We start from the raw sequence: 20,966 nt of genomic DNA, 5'->3' as shown, positions 1-20,966 counted from the left end.
CCGCCCTGTCCTTTTTATACGCCGAGTGCGGCACGTTTCTCTTCGATTCGTGCGAGCATTGCATCGCCCAGCTTGTCGATGTCTTTTTCTACTGTGTAAGCTGCCTCAACCCAGTCGCGGACACCGTTGGTCAGAAGTCCTGTTACCTCAGTGGATCCGGATACGTACGGCTCTACGCCAAGGTAAGTATCGATACCGGTTGCTACAACATAGTTTCCGATGGAAACTGCTTTCTCAGACATCCACTCCGGAGCACATCCGACAACCGGAAGCTGGGAAATATTGACATTACCGATTTTAGCAAGTTCTGCTACAAGAACCATCATACGGGAGATATCAACGCAGGATCCCATGTGGAGTACCGGCGGGATATCAGCCAGCTCGCAGACACGTTTCAGACCTGCACCACAGAGATCTTTGGCACGTTTGTCCATCAGACCTGCTCTTGCTGCTGCCTGTGCAGAGCATCCGGAAGCAACGATGATAACGTCGTGCGCAATCAGCTTCTTCATCAGCTCGATGTGAGCGGTGTCCGGACGGACTTTCGGGTTGTTGCATCCTACCATGGCAACTGCACCGCGGATAACGCCGGATGCCACACACTGCCACAGCGGCATCAGAGTTCCGGTCTTGTCAACCTGGGAATTGGTTACTTTATCCAGAGTCTTGATGATGGACTCAACAGAGTATCCAACGGTTGCTTTCTGCTTCATATGCGGGATATGTACCAGCTCCGGTTTCCGGTTTTTAAAGTTTTCAATTGCCATTTTTACGATGGCTTTTGCATTCTCACCTGCTGTTTTTGCATTGAAACGAATGTATTCTGCATCCGGCATCTGCGCAATCGGGCTGGTGGTAACGAATTTGGTATGGAAGCATTTGCTTAAAGGTCCAAGTGCCGGGAAAATACACTGTACGTCAACAACGATGGCCTCGCAGGCACCGGTCAGTACCACGTTTTCCTGCTGCAGGAAGTTACCTGCCATCGGCACACCGCGGCGCATTGCTACTTCGTTGGAAGTACAGCAGACACCTGCTACGTTGATTCCCTTTGCTCCCATTTCTTTTGCATATGCGATCATCTCCGGATCGTCTGCGTATTCACAGATCATCTCGGAAAGTGACGGGTCATGGCCATGAACGATGATATTTACTTCATCTTCTTTCATAACGCCAAGGTTTGCCTCTGTTTCAACCGGCTTTGGAGTTCCGAACAGTACGTCGGAGAACTCGGTACCCATCATGGAGCCGCCCCATCCATCGGAAAGTCCGGAACGAAGGGACTGGCGAACGAGTGCTTCCGGAAGGGAAGAACATCCCATATGGGTCATATGAAGAGAACATGCAACCTCACGGTCAATCGCACGCGGTGCGATTTCTTCTCTCTCCCAGATATCCTGCGTATGCTGCGGAGCACGTTTCAGGAATCTCTGTGTTCCGAACGGTTTACCATACTCTAAAAGAGCCAGTTCGGACATTTCATGTGCCAGATCGTAGATATCTTTTCCTTCGTACTCTACGCCCCACTCTTTTGCCAGGCGGATCAGTTTCTCAGGATCTTTTACTTTATAGCTTCCGTTTGGATCTGCCTCATGCAGAGTATGGCAGATTTCACGGCCGTGATCGGAATGTGTTGCGGAACCGCCTGCTGTAAAGCGCAGGAAGTTACGTCCCACAATACCGTGTACATCGCATCCGCAGATTCCTCTCGGTGCCTTTGGTGTAATACGGCAAGGTCCCATTGTACAGATACGGCAGCAGGTTCCCTGCTCACCGAATTTACAGTGCGGGGTCTGGTTTTTTACACGAAACTGCCATGCGTCAGCGCCAACTTTTGCACCATTTTCCAGGAGCTCATTCGTGGCCTGCTCGAATTCTTCTACGCTTGTTAATTTGAATTCGCTCATCTTGTCCTCCTCAAGATTGTATTTTAATATTTTTATGGTAAAAACATCCTCCCATGGGGGATATTTTACTTTTGAAATATCCCTCCGTCTGCAGCGTGTACAAAGCGGAGGGCAGATTCTCTGTTTTTATAAATCAAGGTTTTCTACGATTTTCTTTAATGCCGCGCGTACCGGAGAGTCTTCTGGCAGACGTACGGTTGGTTTTCCGTCGCAATCATATTCATAAACCTGATCATCGTGCGGAACAACGCCAAGGAGAGTTAATCCCTGTTTTTCAATTTCCTCACGGGTTCCCTCATTTAACACGCCATTCGGCGCGCGATTTATGATCAGTCCTACCTGCTTCGGCTTCATATCGCATTCTTTGATCAGCTCCGCGATTCTCGCAGCGGCCTGTACTCCTCTTCTTGAGCAGTCACTGACCAGAATAGCTGTATCCATGCCCGGAAGTATACCACGGCTGATATGCTCCATGCCTGCCTCGTTATCCACAACCATGAAGGGGTAATTCGGATACAGCTTGGCAAGCTGATTCTGCAGAAGTCCATTGACGAAGCAGTAACAGCCTTTTCCCTGTGTTCTTCCCATCACAAGCAGGTCAAAATCATCTTCCTCAGTCAGAGCGCCTGCAAATTTAAATTCCGCATAATCTGCCTTGCTCATGCCTGCCGGAATCGGGTTTTTGGATGCCATCTCTGCACGGGCAATCTCCTCCCGGATATCTCCAAGGGTAGCTTCTACTTCTACACCGAGTACCTCATTCAGGTTTGAGTTTGCGTCCGCATCAACCGCAAGAACAGGACCTTTTCCTGACTCGCAGAGATACTGGATCAGCAAGCCGCATAATGTTGTTTTTCCAACGCCGCCTTTTCCGGCGACAGCTATTACATGTGCCATAAAAATCGGATGCCTCCCAAATTCAAGTAATTAATTCATTAAACCAGTGTGCAAAGACCGGATCTGTCGATGATTTCGGATACGTCTTTCCATTTGTTCAGTGCATACAGATGGATTCCGTTGACACCGAGTGCACGGTAAGCATCGATCTGTTTTACGGTATACTCGATACCCTCTTCTTTGAACTCTGCAACTTTCTTGTCGTAGAATACGTCGAACGGTTTGCCCTCTGCGTCTTTTGCTGCAAATGGGTTCGGGAACAGCCAGTGTCTGGAGATCATTCTGGAAAGCTCTCTGTCCATAACACAGCCGTTTCTGGAAAGTGCCATGTTGATGGTAGCTGCCTGATCCAGGATCGGCATAACTCCAACGTCTACCGGCATGGTGATTCCGGCTTTGCGGATTGCATCGAGCCAGTATTTGAACTGCTCCATATCCCAGCAGAGCTGAGTCATGATGTAGTCTGCGCCGTTGTCCTGTTTCTGTTTCAGGACTGCGATATCAGACTCCAGGCTTCTGCAGGAGATGTGGCCTTCCGGAGATCCTGCAACAGCGATTTCGAATTTGTCGCCGTAGGTATCGCGTACGAATTTTACAAGATCGGTAGCGTAGTCAAAGTCGCCGCAGGTTGTGGTCTCGCCAAGCGGGATATCGCCGCGCAGTGCCAGCATGTGGTCTACGCCGTCAGCTAAATACTGATCCAGCTGCTCTTTGATTCCTTCTTTTGTGTTTTTGATAACGGTGAAATGAGTAACCGGTGTAGTTCCGGCATTTTTGATCATCTGACATACTTCACGGTTTGCTCCGACGTTTCCGCCGCCTGCTCCGTATGTACAGGAAATGTAAGACGGGTTGTACTTCATCAGGTGGTCGATGGTACCCGGCAGATTCTGCAGTCCTTTCTCTGTCTTTGGCGGGAACAGCTCAAAAGACAGAAGAGTCTTGTTTTTCATCTCTTCTGAAAGTTTCATAATTCAATTTACCTCCGCTTTTTTATGATGTATTCCTATTCTAAGTCCCGGTTCGCTTGTTCTGTTTCGTTCCGATTCGCAGAACCCGGGTTCTTAAAACCGCTTTTACAAATAACTGGCTCCGTCTGCCAATTATCATTCACAGTCCAGCTCTACGATGCTGTTTGCAAGATCAACCATTTTGATCTTACCCTGCAGTCTGATCTCTTCGCCCAGGATGTCGCGGATCAGAACGTATTCTCCATCGACATCGATGCGGCTCACATTTTTACAGACAACTGTGTTTTCCGGATTTTTGTATACCGTTGCAAGGCACATAGCTTACGCCTCCTCTACTTAACTTCTTTCAAATGCTCTTTTACAAGCGTCAGTGCCAGAGACAGGCGCATATTGCCTTTCTGAAAATCGGATACTCCCTCCCGGATCTGTTTTGCGGCGTCCGCCATTCCGGCTTTTTCCAGTTTGTCGGCCATCTCGTCGAGTTCTGCTGCGTGATGTTCATTGTGCTGCAGCATATAGGTTAAAAGTGCAAGATTCTCGTCCTTGCATTTTTCTTCGGAACCGCATGCATTGCAGGCATGTCCGCAGTCTTCTCCCTCGTGATGATGGTCATGGTGATGATGGTGCTCGTCGTGAGCGCCGTGCGGAATGGGATTTCCATTCTCGTCATATAATAAATGCATAATATGGCCTCCTCTGTCCCCGTTTTTCTCCTCTGCCGTCCGTTTCGTCCGCTTTTTGTTTTCCTGAAACGTCCTGCAGATTGTACAGGGAATGATAAATAAATATCAATTCGAACTTATTATACTCTATTTCATGCACAAAATCAATACAGCCCTCACAAAATTTCTGTACAATTCGCCGTACAGTCTGCCCTGGCGTCCTCCTTTTTTCTTACAGGGCTTGTTATTTTTTTCTCATTTTTCAATTGTGTTAAACTTTTTTAATATATTTGGTCTGATTTCTTTAAAATTTCATGTTATACTTACGATATTTATGAGAGAAATACGGCAGAATCTTTTTTTATTCAAGATACGGAGGGTTTTTATGGCACTTTCTATTCCAACCATCACATTGAACGACGGCAGAGCGATGCCGCTTCTGGGGCTTGGCACTTACAAGTCGACAGAAAAAGAGGCAGAAAAAGCAATTGTCACTGCGGCAAAATACGGTTACCGTCTGATTGATACCGCCTCCTCCTATAAAAACGAGGACAGCATCGGCCGCGGGATCCGCGCAAGCGGGATTCCGCGGGAAGATTTTTTTATTACCACAAAGGTCTGGAATACGGCGCAGCGGGTCGGCGATATCGAAGGCGCCTTCAACCGCAGCCTCGACCGGCTCCGTCTCGACTACGTTGATCTTTACCTGATCCACTGGCCGGTGCCGGGCTGCTACCCGGAGACGTGGCGTGCGCTCGAAAAAATCCGCGAATCCGGACGGGCAAAATCAATCGGCGTCAGCAACTTCGGGGAATCGCACCTTACTGCCCTCTTTGAATTTTCCGGCGTCATCCCGGCCGTCAACCAGATCGAATGCCATCCGCTCTGGAACCGGAAACCGCTCATCGCTTTCTGCCGTTCACATGGAATCGCCGTTCAGGCGTATGCGCCGCTCGCAAGAGGTCTTTATCTGAACCGTGAGATTATGCAGCAGCTGGCAGAAAAGTATGTACGCACTGAAGCGCAGATCGGCCTCCGCTACCTCGTCCAGCAGGGCATCAGTGTCATCCCGAAATCGACACAGCCGGACCGCATCTTTGCCAACGCGGATGTCTTCGACTTCGAACTTTCTGAAGCCGACATGGCGCTCATCGACACGATGGACGAACAGCTCCGCTCTGCTTCCATACCGGATGACCTGCTGTAGCTGCGGATTCACAGAAAAAGCAGCATAGAAAATCTGTTTCTTTCCGTTTCAGATTTCTGTGCTGCTTTTTCTGTTTTTCTTTATTTCGAGGGTACCATCCAGCCTGCTGCAGGTGCAGATCCAGTCCCCCATTGCTCCGGCTTCTTCTAAATCATGTGTGACCAGAAGCATTGTTTTTTCTTTTCCCTTTCTGCGGATATAGTCTATCGTTTTCTTTTTCGTCTCCGCATCCAGTCCCCGGAACGGCTCATCCAGAAGGATGAAATCCGCGTCCATGCGCATGGCCCGCAGAACCGCCACCCGCTGGCGCATGCCGCCTGACAGTTCCGATACAGCCTGGTTTTCACAGCCCGAAAGACCAAGTTCCTCCAGTTCCTCCACAAGATAACGGGAACTTCTTTTTTCTTTTCCAAACATGCGGCGTCTTACCGCGAGCTGGATATTGGCTGCGGCTGTCAGTTCTTCTGCCAGCCGCGGTTCCTGAAAAACCATACTTTTTCTTAAGGCTTCCAGTCCCCCGATTTTTCCGCCGTCCGCCTGCTCCAGGCCTGCCAGAATCCGCAGCAGGGTTGTCTTTCCCGCCCCGGAAGGAGCCATCAGACAGGTCACTGCTCCTTTTTTCAGTTCCATCGTAAGATCCGAAAAAATAACATGTTCTCCATACGCTTTTTTCAGATGACAGATTTCAATCGTATCTTCTCTCATTTCATCACCAGCATCCTTTTTTCTGCAAGATCCATTCCTTTTAAAACAGCTTTTTCGAGACAGAAGCTGACGCACACGATCGCTGCCGTCCAGGCAAAGAGTCCCGGTGTGTCGAGATATATTTTCGCCTGATACAGATGCTCTCCGATGGATCGGTTCGGAATGCCGATTACTTCCGCGGCCGTTCCGGCCTTCCAGCAGAGGCCGAGGGAAAGCGAGCATCCCGTCCGGATATACGGGTACAGCTGCGGAAGGATCACCCAGCGCAGCCGCACCGGCCACGGAACCTGAAAAACGTCTGTCATCTCCAAAAGCGCTGTGTCCAGTTCCCGCAGGCCGTTCCGCGTGTTCGTATACAGGATCGGAAATACCATCAGAAACGAAATCACAACAGAAAGATTCTTCGATGAAACCCAGATCAGGATCAGAATCACGAACGAAGCGACCGGAACTGCTTTTACTGCTGCAACCAGCGGCGTCAGGAGTTCTTCTGCAATGGAAAACCTGCCGGCAAGTGCAGCTCCTGTAATTCCCGCCGCCGCGCCGAGAAGAAATCCGGCTCCGATGCGTGCTCCGGAAAACAGCAGGGACTGCCAGAAGACCGGTTCTGTCACAAGCGTAAAAAGGCGTTTCAAAACAGCAGCAGGAGATGCCAGAAGGATCTCCTGCCCGACAAAAACGCTTGCTGCCTGCCAGATCATAAGCCAGAACACGATCGGCCAGAGCTTTGTTTTTCTCTGTTTCTCTTTTTTGTTTTTATTCGGAATAATAGAAGTCATCTCCTGGAAGTTCTCCTCCGACTGCCTCCGGATTCTGGTCTTTGAGCACACCGAGATAACCGGAAAGCTTCTCTTTCATCTCATCATCGGTGATGCAGACAATGTTGCATGCCGGAAGCGCTTTCTTTGCGACCGCCTCCGGAACAATGTCATAATCCCCGATCAGTTTTGCCGCCTCATCGGTGTTTTCGGTTACGTAGGATACGGATGCCTGATAGGCTTCCATGAACTCTGCAACTGCTTTTGGGTGCTCCTTGGCAAAGGCAGTGCGTACAACGGTAACGCCCGTCACCAGTGTGCTCGCTGCTCCTTCGGACTCCTGGATTTTGTTCCATTCTTCGGTCAGATCAAGTGCAGTGCGCAGCGTTTCTTTTTTCGCCTGTGCCGTCGTTACAAACGGCTGCGGCAGCATGGCGATTCCATCGGCATCTTCTGCAAGTGCCGCCACGCACTCGGCGTGTTCGCTCTTCCACTCGATCATTACGTCCTCACCCGGTACGAGGCCGTTCTTTTCGAGGATATAATTCAAAGCATACTCCGGAGTTGCACCTTTGCCGCTCGCATAAATGGTTCTGCCTTTCAGATCCGCAATGGAATGTACGGTATCGCCGTCCTCGACGATATAAAGGACACCGAGCGTATTGACTGCGAGCACCTGTACACCGCCGTTCGTCTTGTTGTAGAGTACACTTGCAAGGTTCGCCGGAACTGCGGCGATATCCACCTCACCCTGTACCAGTTTTGCGCTGACCTCATCCGGGGCAGCGGCAAGTTCAAACGTGTCCGCAGGTGACTCTTTGCTGTCGTTATCGCTCATCATTTTTACCATTCCCATGGCAGTCGGTCCCTTTAATGCAAGTACATGAACTGGTGTCTCATCTTCTGCTTCCGATGCTGCTGTGCTGCTTTCTGCCTGTGTACTCTTGGATTCCGTACTTTCTGTCTTTGCGCTTTCTGATGCTGCACTTTCTGTTCCGGTGCTCTCCGTCTTTATCTCTGTCTGACCGCATCCCGCAAACAGAAGTGCCATTGCAAGAATGACCGCCGCAAAGCCCATGCTTCTTTTCTTTTTCACTTTTGTCTCCACCTTGTTGTTTTTTAGTCTACCAGTTTATCCAGCTCTTTTACATATTCCGTCTGGCTGGAAATCTTGTGTTTTGCCTGCGCCGCATATTTGTTGACTGCCGCCTGCGACTTCTTGATCGACTGCATCGTACCGGCTCCCGCCACACATCCGCCAGGACAGGCCATGCCTTCGAGAAGATAACCGTTGTACTTTCCGGCTTTTGCCATCGTCAGCAGTTTCCGGCATTCCTTTAAGCCTTCTGCATTTGCCATCTTGATCTCGCGGTCCGGATATTTTTCACGGATCACATTCTCCACGGATTTTGCAACGCCGCCCGATACAGCAAAGTTACGTCCGTCCACGGATGCATCGCTGACGCCGTCCGGATCTTCCTCGAGTGCGCTCACATCTACCTGGCGCGCATCGAAAATGCCCGCCATCTCTTCAAACGTCAGAACGAAGTCCACCTCACTGCGGACAGACCGGCGCATGGCCTCCAGTTTTTTCGCCGCACACGGTCCGACAAAGACAACCTTCGCATTCGGATTGTGTTTCTTGATCAGACGCGCCGTCAGCGTCATCGGGGTCAGTGCCATCGAGATACAGTTTGCGTAATCCGGGAACAGCTTCTTCGCCATTACAGACCAGGCCGGACAGCAGGATGTCGCCATAAACGGCAGTTTCTCCGGAACTTCGTTCACAAAATCCTCTGCCTCCTGTGCCGCACAGAGATCCGCTCCGATCGCAACTTCAAAGACATCCGCAAAACCGAGCTTTTTCATCGCCGCACGCAGTTTTCCAGGCGTTACTTTCGGTCCGAACTGGCCGACAAAGGCCGGTGCCAGCGCTGCATAGACGCGCTCTCCCGACTGGATCGCACGGATTACCTGGAAAATCTGGGATTTGTCCGAAATAGCGCCGAACGGACAGTTGACGAGGCACTGGCCGCAGGATACACATTTCTCGTAATCGATATCCGCTTTTCCGTTCTCATCCGAGCCGATGGCATCCATGCCGCAGGCTCTCGCACACGGGCGCTCCTGAATGATAATAGCCTGGTATCCGCATACCTTGGCACACTGACCGCATTTGACGCATTTATCCTGATCAATATAGGAACGTCCATTGGTGCGGTCCAGCGTAATGGCCTTTTTCGGACAGACTTCCACGCACGGATGTGCCAGACACCCCTGACATCCCTCCGTGATCAGAACCCGTTTTTCATGACAGGCGTTGCATGCAAATTTGATGACATTAATGAGCGGCGGTGTATAATACGTTTCCGCCTGGTCTGCCAGTTTAATATTGTCCGAGATCGGGGCGTGCTCTGCCGCGCTTCTGCACGGAAGTCCCATTGCAAGGCGAAGCCGCTCTCCTACAATCGCCCGCTCCAGGAACACATCATTTCTAAAATTTCCGACCTCACCGGGAATTACACGGTAAGGAATTTCCTCGATCGTCTTTTCTACCGGGGAGTCCACGTCATACGCCATTTTTGCAACTTCCGTAAAAATGGCATGACGGATTTCCTGAATTCTTGTTTCTACTCCTCTCATTCTTTCTTCCTCCTGTCGTATTTTCCTCCGCAATTGTTCTGTCAATCTTTCCGCTTCTTAACACTATACTTGATTTTGGAGATCTTGTCATCTTTTTCCGGCAATTTTGTTAAATTTTTTTCAATCTTTTTTCGTCAACGTCGTTCCGCAGGACTGTTGTTCCCGTTTTTTTGCAAAGAAAAAATCTGCCGCTTCCGCAATCATTTCACAGAAGTGACAGATTCTCTGTTTTTTACCGCTCCCAGAGATCCGGGGCGAGTTCGTCTTTTTTCATACGCTGCATCAGTTCATCCACAGCCTGTTTCGGGTTTTTGTTTTCAAACAGAACCTGGTTGACTGCCTGGATGATCGGCGTTTCGATTCCAAATTTTTTCGACAGGGTAAGACCCGCTTTTGCGGAATAGACACCCTCGACAATCATCTGAACCTCATCCATCGCCTGCTGCATTGTTCTGCCCTGGCCGATCAGGTATCCGGCTTTCCGGTTCCGGCTGTGTACGGACGCACACGTTACAATCAGGTCACCGATGCCGGAAAGACCGTAGAAGGTTTCCGCATGGGCCCCCATCGCCGTGCCGAGCCGTGCGATTTCTGCGATGCCGCGGGTAATGAGAGCCGCTTTCGTATTGTCGCCATAGCCGAGGCCGTCTGCCGTTCCGGCTGCCAGGGCAATAACGTTTTTGAGCGCTCCGCCGAGTTCAATTCCTATGATGTCCGGGCTTGTGTAGACGCGGAAGACCGGGCTCATGAAAACATTCTGTACATAAAGTGCACTCTCACGGTCATGCGCGCCGACAACGATCGTGGTCGGCAGGCCGCGGCCGACTTCCTCTGCGTGGCTCGGTCCGGAGAGAACAACGACATTCGCTCCCGGCACTTCCTCCTCGATGATCTGAGACATCGTCATCAGGGTATCGGCTTCCACGCCTTTTGCCACATTGACGATGAGCTGACCGTCCGGAATATCCGCCGCATACTTTTTACATGTGGTTCGCACGTACGGGGATGCTTTTGCCATCACAAGGATGTCCTGTTCAGAAAGGGAGCCGCGCACATCGCAGGTGAACTTCATTTCATCCGGCAGTTTTACGCCCGGAAGCTTCGTCAGATGCTCTCTGTGTTCCTTTAAGCTCTCAATTTCCTTTTCATTTTCCGAGCAGATCGTCACGTCATGCCCGTTGTTGCAGAGCAGAAGGCCGAGGGCGGTTCCCCAGCTTCCTGCTCCGATGATGCTAATCTTTGCCATATTTTATTTCTCCGACTTTTTGGATAAATACGTTTTCCGTTCTGTTCCCGCGATGAGACGCTTGATGTTTGCACGGTGCTCCCAGAAGGCAAGCACGGCAAGAAGCGCGATCACCACGTACATCTCATAGAGATACGGCGGTTCCAGCGCAAAGCAGCCCGCCTGTCCCATGATGACTGCCATTGTAAAAAAGACAACGTAAACCATCATGGAACCGAGGGAAACATAGTGGGTTACTGCAAGATTCAGGAAAAACAGCGCTGCACAGACCAGAGTGATTCTCCAGTCAAACGAGATAATCAGACCCGCGGTCGCAGCGATTCCTTTTCCGCCGCGGAAGCCTAAGTAAAACGGGAAGTTGTGGCCGAGAATCGTTCCGGCCGCAGCATATACCGTCAGCAGTTTCAGCATTTCCGGATGCGATGCCCCGAAGATCAGGCGTACCGTCAGGACCGCCAGAATACATTTGATGCAGTCGCCGGCAAGCGTAATGGCGCCTGCTTTTTTTCCTAAAGTCCGGAGCGCGTTGGTCGTTCCTGCGTTTCCGCTGCCGTGTTCCCGGATATCAATTCCCTTCGTCCTTCCATAAATATATGAGGTCTGAAAAAGGCCAAATGCGTATCCGATCAAAAGGCATATGATCCGTACCATAACTCTTTACTGCTCCTTCTCTTTTCGTTCTCTGATAATGAATTTCAGCGGTGTGCCGCGGAAGCCGAACGACTCTCTGATTTTATTCTCCAGATATCGAACGTAGGAGAAATGCATCAGTTCTTTGTCGTTGACGAAAATAACGAATGTCGGCGGTTTGACCGAAACCTGCGTCATGTAGTAGATTTTCAGTCGTTTTCCACGGTCTGACGGCGGCTGCTGCATTGCCATCGCCTCGGTCAGGATCTCGTTCAGAACACCGGTCTGTACACGCAGGTTCTGGTACTGCAGAACCATGTCGATCGTCTCGAACAGCTTCGGAAGGCGCTGTCCTGTCTTCGCAGAGATGAAAAGAAGCTCTGCGTACGGCATGTAAGCCAGTGTATTTCTTACTTTTTCGGTAAAGCGGTAGATCGTCTTGTCATCTTTTTCCAAGGCATCCCATTTATTTACCGCAATGATCATACCTTTTCCACGTTCATGGGCGATACCGGCAATTTTGGCATCCTGCTCGGTGACACCCTCGGTTGCATCGATCAGAAGAACGACGACATCTGCGCGCTCTACGGCAGATACTGTACGGATGATGCTGTACCGCTCCAGCTCCTCTTTGATCTTGTTTTTCTTTCGAAGGCCTGCGGTATCGATGAAAATATATTCATTTCCATTGTGCATGATCGTGGTATCGATCGCATCGCGCGTCGTTCCGGCGATATCGGATACGATAACACGGTTCGAACCCAGCAGTTTGTTGACCAGGGAGGATTTTCCGACGTTCGGTTTTCCGACAATGGCGATGCGCGGAATCTCGCTCTCCTCCTCGTTTTCCATCTCCGGATCAAAGTATCCTGTCACCTCATCGAGCATATCGCCGATGCCGAGCTTTCCGGATGCGGAAATGGCGTGCGGCTCTCCGATGCCGAGGTTATAGAATTCATAAACATCCATCATCTGACGGTCGAAGTTGTCGACTTTGTTGACCACCAGCACAACCGGCTTGCGGCTTCTTCTGAGCATATCAGCTACTTTTGCATCGGCATCTACAAGGCCCTGACGGACGTCGGTGATGAAAATAATAACGTTTGCGGTGTCAATGGCGATCTGCGCCTGGTCTCTCATCTGGGAGAGAATGATATCTTTGGATTCCGGCTCAATACCGCCGGTGTCTACCAGCGTAAATTTGTGGTTCAGCCACTCTACGTCGGCATAAATACGGTCACGGGTTACACCCGGTGTGTCTTTTACAATCGAAATATTGTCTCCGGCTAATACATTAAACAGGGTGGATTTACCCACGTTCGGCCGGCCCACAATTGCTACAATCGGCTTGCTCATACATTGTTCTCCTTCTGTGTATCGTCTCCTGGTTTTCCTCCACAACGGCTTTCACCAGGTCGCTGCCCGGCTCATCGACAATCTGTACCGGTGTTTTCAGGCGCTCTTCCACCTCTTCCACCGTTACATCGTCAAGAAAGACGTTTTTTCCCGAACGGAGCATGTTGCACGGAAGCAGCAGGCAGTCGCCAAGATCTCTTCCCTCTAACTGCTCCATCAGATCCTTTCCGGTAATCAGACCGGATACGGTAATGGATTCTCCAAAGAAATAGTTGATAATCGTGACAACATCCGCCTGTACATTCGGATATTTTTCACGAATTTTCTGCATGTGTTTTTCCAACGACGGCGCCGCAGCTTTTCCGGTCGCAATCGTTACATGGCGGTGACGGCCGTCCCCTTCTCGTTTCGAAAGTTCTTCCGCAACCTCGTCCTCCAGAAGCCGGAGCATTCCCACTCCGTTTTCCAGCTGGATATAGCCATCGTAATTTTCCTCCTCCGGGATCGGCTCTCCTGCCAGCAGATACCATTCATCACCGGCATGGATAAAGTGAAGTCCCCACTGTTCATACAGCTTTTTCTGCCATTTGTGAATCGTGGCAAGAACTTCTTTTGCATCCTCCCTGGTAAACGGTTCCAGAGGCGCCAGTCCGTCGCGGTACTTCGAAAGTCCGACCGGGACAACCGAAACACTTTTCAGATGCGGCAGATATTTTGACAGATCCGAAATACTGCGCTCCAGCTCTGCGCCGTCGTTGTATCCCTTGCAGAGCACAATCTGTCCGTTCATCTCGATTCCCGCCTCGTAAAGGCGCTGGACCTTCGGAAAGATATTTCCTGCAAAACGGTTGTGCAGCATTTTGCAGCGGAGTTCCGGGTTCGTTGTCTGAAACGAGATATTGATCGGTGCCAGATGGTAGCGGATAATCCGGTCGATATCGTGGTCGCTCATGTTGGTCAGTGTAATATAGTTTCCCTGCAGGAAGGACAGACGTGAATCGTCATCCTTAAAATACAAGGTGGGACGCATTCCCGGCGGCATCTGATCGATGAAGCAGAAAATGCAGTTGTTGCTGCAGGAACGGTACTGATCCATGAACTCGTTCTCGAATGTGATGCCGATTTCCTCGTCATACTCTTTTTCGATTTCCAGGTCCCATTCCTCGCCGTCCTTTTTCCGGATCGTGAGTTCCAGATACGTATCGTTGGTCTGGAAGTGGTAATCGAAGACGTCCTCGATGATTTCCCCGTTCACGCGGAGCAGTTCATCTCCCGGTTCGAGTTCCAGTTCTTCAGCAATACTGCCCGGTTCTATTGTCTTGATAATGTGTTTCGTCTTGTTTTTCACAGATCTTACGTTTTGGCCTTTCCATTTACTTCTTTATAACTTCTCTTTGCCCAGTAAAAAGCGTGCTTTTTTTGCATACCTTCCGGGCATTCATTCATTATAATAACAACAACCTGCACAAAAAGCAAGGATTCTTTCGTTTTTTGCTTGACGCGCCCTTTCCCAAGATGATATAAATAGGAAGTAAATGGTTTGTAAAAAATGTCGATTACTGGAGGTTTGTATGGCTAATTTAGATTTACTTGAAAATTCCATTCCGGTTGCCCCGTTAAAGCTCGCCGCTCTGCCGGGCAGCATGGAAATGGCAAAAAAAGTCGATGCGTATCTGGTTCAGTTCCGTAAAGAGCTCGCCGAGCGCCGCAACGGGGTTTCCTTTTCCGGATATTCCGAGGATTCTTTTCTGATTGACTGCGAGTGCCCGCGTTTCGGCTCCGGCGAAGCAAAAGGAAAGATCAACGAATCCGTCCGCGGTGCCGATCTTTACATCCTGGTTGATGTCTGCAACTACAGCATCACCTACAAGGTCTGCGGCTACGAGAACCACATGTCACCGGATGACCATTATCAGGATCTGAAACGTATCATCGCTGCTGCAACGGGAAAAGCACACCGGATCAACGTAATCATGCCTTTCATTTATGAAGGAAGACAGCATAAGCGCACCAAACGTGAGTCTCTCGACTGCGCACTTGCTCTGCAGGAGCTGATGAACATGGGTGTTTCCAACTTTATCACCTTCGACGCACACGATCCTCGTGTCATGAACGCAATTCCGCTCGGCGGCTTTGACAACTTCATGCCAACCTACCAGTTTTTAAAAGCCCTTCTCCGTTCCGTTCCGGATCTGACGATCGACAACGATCATCTGATGATCATCAGCCCGGACGAGGGAGCGATGGCGCGTGCCGTATACTTCTCCAACGTGCTCGGCGTCGATATGGGTATGTTCTATAAGAGAAGAGATTACTCCACCATCGTAAACGGAAAGAACCCGATCGTGGCACATGAGTTCCTCGGCGATTCCGTAGCAGGAAAAGACGTTGTCATCATCGACGATATGATCTCCTCCGGTGAGAGTATGCTCGACGTTGCAAAACAGGTCAAAGAGCGCGGCGCTGACCACGTCTTTGTCTGCACCACCTTCGGCCTCTTCACCGACGGTCTGGAGAAATTCGATGCTTACTATGAGAAAGGCTATATCAGCAAAGTCATCACCACCGACCTGACCTACCGTACACCGGAACTCGTTTCCCGTCCTTGGTATGAGCCGGCTGAGATGAGCAAATATATGGCAAGCATCATCGATACGCTGAACCACGACGTATCCGTTGCAAAAGTACAGTCTACGACAGAGAAAATCAATAAACTGCTGGCAAAACACAGATAATCGATTTTGTGTCCGCCGGATGCATACATCAAAAAACGGATCTGTTTTTTCCAGGTCCGTTTTTTGATGCTTTCTATTCTGTTTTCGATCCTGTTTTCAGACCAGGGAAAGGAATGCCGCGAGGTTTCCTCTTTTTCCCTTCGATGCACGGTGGGAATACAGGAAATCCGGGTTGCAGCAGGTGCAGAGGTTCGGCAGATGAATCTGCTTCTCCGGCACTCCTGCCGCAAGAAGAATCTGATGATTCGCCTCCCAGAGATTTAACTGGTATTTTCCATCTGGTTTTCCGTAGAACAGTTTCTCATGCAGTGTTTCCGGGAATGCTGCCCGGAACTCTTCGATCACGTCACCGCTCACCTCGTAGCAGTCCTGGCAGATCGACGGGCCGACGGCTGCGATCACATCTTTTGCTTCTGTTCCAAACCGTTCGTGCATCGCATCGAGCGTTGCCTGTCCCATTTTGTGGACCGTTCCGCGCCAGCCGGAATGGGAAAGTCCGATTGCACGGTGCACCGGGTCGACAAAATAGAGCGGCACACAGTCCGCATAAAACGTTGCAAGCACGACGCCTGGCTCGTCGGTGATCATGCCGTCGATATCGTGGAAATCGCGGTCTCTTGTCACGCCGCTGCCGCAGTCCGCCTTTGTCACGTAACGGACATTCGTCGTGTGAGTCTGGTCGGAGGTAACAATGTTTTCCGCTTTAAATCCCGCCGCCTCGCAGAATCTTCTGTAATTCTCCCGCACATTTGCCGGATCGTCGCCGCGCGAAAAGCTGAGATTCATGCTGGAGAGATGTTCCTTACTCACCCCGCCGATCCGTGTGGAAAATGCATGGCGGATGCCCTCAATTTTCTCAATCGCCGGCCAGGTCAGATAGACCACGCCGTTTTCCGCCTCGTTGACATGCATCGTTTTTTTATCGTTTTGTTTCCATTGAATTGGCATCATAAAAACTCCCTTCCTACCAGCCGCTCCCCTGATAATAAAACGCGTTCGCATAGACGCGGATCTCCTCCGGTGTCTCTGCCACGACGTCGAAGCGGCAGGGCACATCCATCGGGATCTGGTGGAGCATGCGGTAGTAATCTGCTGTTTTTGAAATTTTCTTCTGTTTCTTTCCATCCACGGCGCTTGCCGGGTCTCCGGCGGTACGGCCGGTGCGGTATTTTACTTCGATAAAGACGTATGTGTCGTCCTGTTCTGCGATCAGGTCGATCTCACCGAAGCGGCACCGGAAATTCCGCTCCAGGATGTGATATCCCAGGCTTTCCAGATATTCTGCCGCACGGCTCTCCTGTCTCGTTCCTACTTCCCGCTGGTTCAAATGCGATACCCTCTCCTTTTTTTGATGCGGTGCCTTTACACGAAATGGCCGATAAACGACTGCCGGTGGATCGGTGACGGGCCGATTTCTTTTAAAGCAGCAATATGCTCTGCCGAACCGTAGCCCTTGTTCGATGCAAAACCGTAGCCCGGAAGCACCTTGTCGTACTCTTCCATCAGGCGGTCCCTTGTCACCTTCGCAACAATACTTGCCGCCGCAATCGAAACACTCTTGGCATCTCCCTTGATGATCGGCACCTGGCGGATGTCCACCTGCGGGATTTTCACCGCATCGTTTAAGAGCACATCCGGCTTCACGGAAAGCTTGCTGATCGCCTCCCGCATCGCCTCGTACGTTGCCTGTAAAATATTGATCTCGTCGATCCGCGCCGGGGAGGCATAGCCGATGCCGACGGCCACTGCCTCGCGCATGATCACGTCGTACAGCTCGTCGCGTTTTTTGGCCGTCAGCTGCTTGGAATCGTTCAGATACAGGATTTTACTGTCGCGCGGTAAAATGACCGCTCCTGCGACCACAGGGCCCGCCAGAGGGCCTCTTCCGACCTCGTCGATGCCGCAGATCCAGCCAAGATCCTCATATTTGTGCTCGTAGATCTTCATCTGTTCCGTGCGCCCGCGCTCTTTTTTTAAGGCCTCTTCCTGTTTCTGGTATTTTTGAATCAGATTTTGTACGCCGGCACGGGAATCCTCTTCATATTCCAGATAAAGGGCGGGCAGCTCCGTCTCCGAAGCTGCCGCAAAAATTTCCCGTATGGCGGATATCGATTGTTTTTTCTCTGTCATCGTTGTTCTCCGCATTTTTTATTTTGATAAATCCATTTATTCCGGTTTTTCCAGCGTGATTCTGCCGAGCTTTCCGCTCCGGAAATCATCCATCAGAAGCCGTGCTGCTTTCTCGTAATCGAACTCATTTCCCTTTTTCAGGCAGCCGCGCACACGAGCAATCCCGCCTAAGATTTCCACACGATCCGTCACACCTTCAAAGCCAAAGCGTTTCTCCAGCGTTCCCGGATACTCTGCCGTCAGATAATCAATGACGGACAGCGCCAGCTCCTCCACGTTCAGGATCTCATCATTGATGGAACCAATCATCGCAAGGTGAAGTCCCACCTGCTGGTCCTCAAACTTCGGCCACAGGATACCAGGTGTATCCAGAAGCTCGAGCTGTTTGCTTAAACGGATCCACTGTTTTCCCTTCGTGACGCCCGGTTTGTTTCCGGTTTTCGCACAGGCTCTGCCCGCATACGCATTGATAAATGTCGATTTTCCGACGTTCGGAATACCGACAACCATCGCGCGGACCGGGCGGTTCAGGATGCCGCGTTTGCGGTCGCGCTCGATTTTCTCTTTGCAGGCCTCCTGTACGGCGCTGTTGATCGCTTTCATGCCGGCTCCGGAACGGGAATTGACCTTCACAACGGAATAGCCTTTTCCCTTGAAATATTCCATCCAGGCGTCGTTTCCACGCTCATCGGCAAGGTCCGATTTGTTCAGCAGGATCAGCCGTGCTTTGTTCTTTCCAAGTTCATCTATATCCGGGTTGCGGCTCGCTGCAGGAACTCTCGCATCGACCAGCTCAATCATCAGATCGATGAGCTTTAAGTCTTCCTGCATCTGTCTGCGGGCCTTCGTCATATGACCCGGGTACCACTGATAATTCATGCTTTTTCTCCTTCTATGCTGCGTTTACACGAAACCGATTTTCTTCCACGGTGAAATCGTAAACCAGAGTTTTCCGACGATGCGGTCCGAATCCACAAGCCCCATGCCGTTGTGACGGCTGTCCTCGCTGTTGTTCCGGTTGTCACCGAGCACAAAGTACTGTCCCTTCCCGACGGTAATCGGTTCCGAAGCCAGTCCCGCATTTGTGATGGCCGGAAATTCATCTTTTTCGTTGTAGACTTCCCCGTTGATCAGGATCTGTCCGTCTTTGATCTGTACCGTCTCGCCCGGCAGCGCAATCACACGCTTGATGTGGATGCTCGCCTTCTTGTCCTCACTCGTCCGGAACGCGATGATATCCCCGCGTTTCGGAGAACTTAAGCGGTACCAGGCGGAGTCCATCAGCACACGCTCCCCCGGCACGAGAGTCGGCTCCATCGAGCCCTCCTGCACCACGACACTTCTGCAGAAAAACCAGGAAAATGCCGCCGCGAGAAGAATCGCTGCGATGATCTCCAGAATCCATACAAACATGGAACGGATCTTTTTCTTGTAGAAATATTCTTTTACATATCTGGTATTCATACCCATAGTGTAATTCTCCGTAAGACAAAACCGGAGAAACACAATTGCTCATGTTCCTCCGGCCATCCTTTTAACGACTTATTATTTTACCAGCTCTTTCACTTTCGCTGCTTTACCAACACGGTCTCTTAAGTAGTTCAGTTTCGCACGTCTTACTTTACCACGTCTGATAACTTCTACTTTCTCAACGTTCGGAGAGTGTACCGGCCATGTTTTCTCAACGCCTACGCCGTTAGAGCTCTTACGAACAGTGAAGGTCTCTTTGCTTCCGCCGCCCTGTCTTTTCAGGACAACGCCTTCGAATACCTGGATACGCTCGCGGTTACCCTCTTTGATTTTACCGTAAACTTTAACGGTATCACCAACGCGAAACTCCGGTGCTTCTGCTTTTAACTGTGCATCTTCGATTTTCTTAATAATGTCGTTCATTTCTTTATCTCCTTTTTTACCCTGGATGTTCTTAATGCCTTTTTGCAACAGCGGACCATCTCTTTACTCACAACAAGTTACATTATACTATAATGCATCCGCAGATGCAAGTATTTTTTTCACTTTCCATTCGCCGCTGTACAGCAGACTGCGAAGCGCGAAGGAAAACCGCTGCAGGCCGTCCGCGGACGGTATTCCAATAAGCCGTGCGACCAGACGGAAACCGTTTTTTTCAAGCTGCTCTTCGAGTTTTTCTTCCTCTTCCGAGAATCCGGCCGGGCACAAAAACACCAGCGGTGTTTCTTTTCCGGCAAAGCTGCGGATATATTCGCTCTTTGCTTTCATGCCCTCCTCAAGCGTTCCCGGAAGCTGCAGAATCAGCAGATCATGGTCATCAAACAGATTTTTCTGTTTCCGGATCTTCTTTCGTCCGAGATCAAGGCTTACACCATAGCGTGTCATGCCTGCCAAAAGATCGTGCGCCCAGGCAGACGATTCCTCTTTTTCATTGCATGCGCAGGAAATCTGGAATGCATTTTCCAGAAGGTCCGGCCGCCGCTCGGCTGTCCGCACCAGGGATGCCTCATGACGCCATGCTTCGATCTTTTTGTGGTCACCGGAAAGAAGCACCTCCGGAACTTTTTTCTCGTGCCATGTCTCCGGTCTTGTGTAATGCGGATACTCAAGCAAGTTGTCCTGCAGTGACTCAAACTGCGAAGATTCCTCGTTGCTTAAGACACCCGGCACAAACCGCGATACCGCATCCACCAGCACCATTGCACCGAGTTCTCCGCCGGTTAAAACATAATCCCCGATCGAGATATAGTCCGTTACCACTTCCTGCAGTACGCGGTCATCAATGCCCTCATAGTGGCCGCAGAGCAGCACAAGATCGTCCTCAAGCGCCAGCTCTTCCACCATCGTCTGGTTCAGTACTTTTCCCTGCGGTGTCAGATAGACCGTGCGCGGCTTTTTCCCGATCTTTTCGGCTACCGACTGGTAGGCGCGGAACACCGGCTCCGCCTCCATGACCATGCCCGCACCGCCGCCGTACGGGTAATCGTCCACGCGGTTGAATTTATTTGCTGAAAAATCCCGGATATTCGTCGTCTCGAGGGAAATATAGCCGTTGTTGATGGCTCTTCCGAGGATGCTGGTGTGCAGCCCCTGCTCGATCATCTCCGGAAACAGCGTCAGAATATGATATTTCATCGTTCTTTACTCTC

Annotated in this window: 22 protein-coding genes; 2 read left to right on the top strand and 20 right to left on the bottom strand. The window is 50.6% G+C overall.

The features are described 5' to 3' along the window. Positions 1-14: 14 nt before the first annotated feature. The 5 genes from cooS to ACY2VW_RS02690 all read right to left on the bottom strand — a co-directional run bounded on the left by cooS (position 15) and on the right by ACY2VW_RS02690 (position 4,458). Positions 15-1,907 (bottom strand): anaerobic carbon-monoxide dehydrogenase catalytic subunit, encoded by a 1,893-nt coding sequence (gene cooS, locus ACY2VW_RS02710; RefSeq protein WP_461876898.1) that lies wholly within the window; start codon positions 1,905-1,907, stop codon positions 15-17. Positions 1,908-2,033: 126 nt separating this feature from the next. Next, positions 2,034-2,804 carry an ATP-binding protein gene (locus tag ACY2VW_RS02705; RefSeq protein WP_461873141.1) on the bottom strand — a complete coding sequence of 257 codons (771 nt, stop codon included), beginning with the start codon at positions 2,802-2,804 and terminating at the stop codon, positions 2,034-2,036. 38 nt (positions 2,805-2,842) lie between these two features. Further along, entirely contained in the window at positions 2,843-3,775 is a 933-nt protein-coding gene (locus ACY2VW_RS02700) for a methylenetetrahydrofolate reductase (RefSeq protein WP_022462431.1), read from the bottom strand. A 135-nt stretch (positions 3,776-3,910) separates the two neighbouring features. Further along, positions 3,911-4,093, bottom strand: a complete 183-nt coding sequence (locus ACY2VW_RS02695) for a CooT family nickel-binding protein (protein ID WP_117509049.1) — start codon at positions 4,091-4,093, stop codon at positions 3,911-3,913. 14 nt (positions 4,094-4,107) lie between these two features. Beyond that, positions 4,108-4,458: a hypothetical protein gene (locus ACY2VW_RS02690; RefSeq protein WP_055218122.1), complete on the bottom strand. Its 351-nt coding sequence runs from the start codon at positions 4,456-4,458 to the stop codon at positions 4,108-4,110. Positions 4,459-4,822: 364 nt separating this feature from the next. On the opposite strand from ACY2VW_RS02690, the gene ACY2VW_RS02685 reads away from it, so the two are divergent. Beyond that, entirely contained in the window at positions 4,823-5,644 is an 822-nt protein-coding gene (locus ACY2VW_RS02685) for an aldo/keto reductase (RefSeq protein ID WP_461876897.1), read from the top strand. A gap of 48 nt (positions 5,645-5,692) precedes the next feature. Here ACY2VW_RS02685 and ACY2VW_RS02680 read toward each other — a convergent pair whose 3' ends face one another. The 8 genes from ACY2VW_RS02680 to ACY2VW_RS02645 all read right to left on the bottom strand — a co-directional run bounded on the left by ACY2VW_RS02680 (position 5,693) and on the right by ACY2VW_RS02645 (position 14,330). Continuing rightward, positions 5,693-6,349 (bottom strand): ATP-binding cassette domain-containing protein, encoded by a 657-nt coding sequence (locus tag ACY2VW_RS02680; RefSeq protein ID WP_461876896.1) that lies wholly within the window; start codon positions 6,347-6,349, stop codon positions 5,693-5,695. Further along, positions 6,346-7,128 carry an ABC transporter permease gene (locus tag ACY2VW_RS02675; protein WP_461876895.1) on the bottom strand — a complete coding sequence of 261 codons (783 nt, stop codon included), beginning with the start codon at positions 7,126-7,128 and terminating at the stop codon, positions 6,346-6,348. Before ACY2VW_RS02675 ends, ACY2VW_RS02680 begins: the two co-directional genes overlap by 4 nt. Next, a complete protein-coding gene (locus ACY2VW_RS02670; RefSeq protein WP_461876894.1) occupies positions 7,106-8,203 on the bottom strand; it encodes an ABC transporter substrate-binding protein in 1,098 nt (365 codons plus the stop codon). Before ACY2VW_RS02670 ends, ACY2VW_RS02675 begins: the two co-directional genes overlap by 23 nt. Before the next feature lie 23 nt (positions 8,204-8,226). Beyond that, complete coding sequence (locus tag ACY2VW_RS02665; RefSeq protein ID WP_461876893.1) at positions 8,227-9,750, bottom strand: 4Fe-4S dicluster domain-containing protein; 1,524 nt, start codon at positions 9,748-9,750, stop codon at positions 8,227-8,229. 232 nt (positions 9,751-9,982) lie between these two features. Continuing rightward, positions 9,983-10,996 carry an NAD(P)H-dependent glycerol-3-phosphate dehydrogenase gene (locus ACY2VW_RS02660; RefSeq protein WP_461876892.1) on the bottom strand — a complete coding sequence of 338 codons (1,014 nt, stop codon included), beginning with the start codon at positions 10,994-10,996 and terminating at the stop codon, positions 9,983-9,985. 3 nt (positions 10,997-10,999) lie between these two features. After that, positions 11,000-11,647 (bottom strand): glycerol-3-phosphate 1-O-acyltransferase PlsY, encoded by a 648-nt coding sequence (gene plsY / locus ACY2VW_RS02655; protein WP_461876891.1) that lies wholly within the window; start codon positions 11,645-11,647, stop codon positions 11,000-11,002. A gap of 6 nt (positions 11,648-11,653) precedes the next feature. Beyond that, positions 11,654-12,982: a ribosome biogenesis GTPase Der gene (der, locus tag ACY2VW_RS02650; protein WP_022461518.1), complete on the bottom strand. Its 1,329-nt coding sequence runs from the start codon at positions 12,980-12,982 to the stop codon at positions 11,654-11,656. Continuing rightward, positions 12,936-14,330: a DUF512 domain-containing protein gene (locus ACY2VW_RS02645; protein ID WP_461876890.1), complete on the bottom strand. Its 1,395-nt coding sequence runs from the start codon at positions 14,328-14,330 to the stop codon at positions 12,936-12,938. Before ACY2VW_RS02645 ends, der begins: the two co-directional genes overlap by 47 nt. 223 nt (positions 14,331-14,553) lie before the next feature. On the opposite strand from ACY2VW_RS02645, the gene ACY2VW_RS02640 reads away from it, so the two are divergent. Beyond that, positions 14,554-15,717 (top strand): ribose-phosphate pyrophosphokinase, encoded by a 1,164-nt coding sequence (locus tag ACY2VW_RS02640; protein WP_117509055.1) that lies wholly within the window; start codon positions 14,554-14,556, stop codon positions 15,715-15,717. A gap of 96 nt (positions 15,718-15,813) precedes the next feature. Here the strand turns inward: ACY2VW_RS02640 and pgeF are convergent, their stop codons facing one another. The 7 genes from pgeF to trmD all read right to left on the bottom strand — a co-directional run bounded on the left by pgeF (position 15,814) and on the right by trmD (position 20,952). Further along, a complete protein-coding gene (pgeF, locus tag ACY2VW_RS02635; protein ID WP_461876921.1) occupies positions 15,814-16,665 on the bottom strand; it encodes a peptidoglycan editing factor PgeF in 852 nt (283 codons plus the stop codon). A 16-nt stretch (positions 16,666-16,681) separates the two neighbouring features. Then, complete coding sequence (locus ACY2VW_RS02630; protein ID WP_461873151.1) at positions 16,682-17,044, bottom strand: YraN family protein; 363 nt, start codon at positions 17,042-17,044, stop codon at positions 16,682-16,684. A 35-nt stretch (positions 17,045-17,079) separates the two neighbouring features. Continuing rightward, entirely contained in the window at positions 17,080-17,847 is a 768-nt protein-coding gene (locus ACY2VW_RS02625) for a ribonuclease HII (RefSeq protein ID WP_461876889.1), read from the bottom strand. 36 nt (positions 17,848-17,883) lie between these two features. Then, positions 17,884-18,726 carry a ribosome biogenesis GTPase YlqF gene (ylqF, locus tag ACY2VW_RS02620; RefSeq protein WP_461873153.1) on the bottom strand — a complete coding sequence of 281 codons (843 nt, stop codon included), beginning with the start codon at positions 18,724-18,726 and terminating at the stop codon, positions 17,884-17,886. Between the two features lie 24 nt (positions 18,727-18,750). Beyond that, positions 18,751-19,311: a signal peptidase I gene (gene lepB, locus ACY2VW_RS02615; RefSeq protein ID WP_461876888.1), complete on the bottom strand. Its 561-nt coding sequence runs from the start codon at positions 19,309-19,311 to the stop codon at positions 18,751-18,753. An 81-nt stretch (positions 19,312-19,392) separates the two neighbouring features. Then, positions 19,393-19,740, bottom strand: a complete 348-nt coding sequence (gene rplS / locus ACY2VW_RS02610; RefSeq protein WP_022461510.1) for a 50S ribosomal protein L19 — start codon at positions 19,738-19,740, stop codon at positions 19,393-19,395. A gap of 87 nt (positions 19,741-19,827) precedes the next feature. Beyond that, on the bottom strand, positions 19,828-20,952 hold the full coding sequence (gene trmD / locus ACY2VW_RS02605; RefSeq protein WP_461876887.1) for a tRNA (guanosine(37)-N1)-methyltransferase TrmD: 1,125 nt from the start codon (positions 20,950-20,952) through the stop codon (positions 19,828-19,830). Between the last annotated feature and the right edge of the window lie 14 nt (positions 20,953-20,966).

Source organism: Fusicatenibacter sp. (assembly GCF_977045365.1).
This window is presented reverse-complemented; position numbering and strand designations above follow the sequence as displayed.

Bases quoted from the DNA above. Each gene is read 5' to 3' on its own strand.
- pgeF (WP_461876921.1), bottom strand. From the start codon at position 16,665: ATGCCAATTCAATGGAAACAAAACGATAAAAAAACGATGCATGTCAAC.
- ACY2VW_RS02695 (WP_117509049.1), bottom strand. From the start codon at position 4,093: ATGTGCCTTGCAACGGTATACAAAAATCCGGAAAACACAGTTGTCTGT.
- ylqF (WP_461873153.1), bottom strand. From the start codon at position 18,726: ATGAATTATCAGTGGTACCCGGGTCATATGACGAAGGCCCGCAGACAG.
- ACY2VW_RS02640 (WP_117509055.1), top strand. From the start codon at position 14,554: ATGGCTAATTTAGATTTACTTGAAAATTCCATTCCGGTTGCCCCGTTA.
- ACY2VW_RS02665 (WP_461876893.1), bottom strand. From the start codon at position 9,750: ATGAGAGGAGTAGAAACAAGAATTCAGGAAATCCGTCATGCCATTTTT.
- ACY2VW_RS02680 (WP_461876896.1), bottom strand. From the start codon at position 6,349: ATGAGAGAAGATACGATTGAAATCTGTCATCTGAAAAAAGCGTATGGA.
- lepB (WP_461876888.1), bottom strand. From the start codon at position 19,311: ATGAATACCAGATATGTAAAAGAATATTTCTACAAGAAAAAGATCCGT.
- plsY (WP_461876891.1), bottom strand. From the start codon at position 11,647: ATGGTACGGATCATATGCCTTTTGATCGGATACGCATTTGGCCTTTTT.
- trmD (WP_461876887.1), bottom strand. From the start codon at position 20,952: ATGAAATATCATATTCTGACGCTGTTTCCGGAGATGATCGAGCAGGGG.
- ACY2VW_RS02660 (WP_461876892.1), bottom strand. From the start codon at position 10,996: ATGGCAAAGATTAGCATCATCGGAGCAGGAAGCTGGGGAACCGCCCTC.
- ACY2VW_RS02675 (WP_461876895.1), bottom strand. From the start codon at position 7,128: ATGACTTCTATTATTCCGAATAAAAACAAAAAAGAGAAACAGAGAAAA.
- ACY2VW_RS02690 (WP_055218122.1), bottom strand. From the start codon at position 4,458: ATGCATTTATTATATGACGAGAATGGAAATCCCATTCCGCACGGCGCT.
- rplS (WP_022461510.1), bottom strand. From the start codon at position 19,740: ATGAACGACATTATTAAGAAAATCGAAGATGCACAGTTAAAAGCAGAA.
- ACY2VW_RS02700 (WP_022462431.1), bottom strand. From the start codon at position 3,775: ATGAAACTTTCAGAAGAGATGAAAAACAAGACTCTTCTGTCTTTTGAG.
- cooS (WP_461876898.1), bottom strand. From the start codon at position 1,907: ATGAGCGAATTCAAATTAACAAGCGTAGAAGAATTCGAGCAGGCCACG.
- ACY2VW_RS02625 (WP_461876889.1), bottom strand. From the start codon at position 17,847: ATGACAGAGAAAAAACAATCGATATCCGCCATACGGGAAATTTTTGCG.
- ACY2VW_RS02705 (WP_461873141.1), bottom strand. From the start codon at position 2,804: ATGGCACATGTAATAGCTGTCGCCGGAAAAGGCGGCGTTGGAAAAACA.
- der (WP_022461518.1), bottom strand. From the start codon at position 12,982: ATGAGCAAGCCGATTGTAGCAATTGTGGGCCGGCCGAACGTGGGTAAA.
- ACY2VW_RS02685 (WP_461876897.1), top strand. From the start codon at position 4,823: ATGGCACTTTCTATTCCAACCATCACATTGAACGACGGCAGAGCGATG.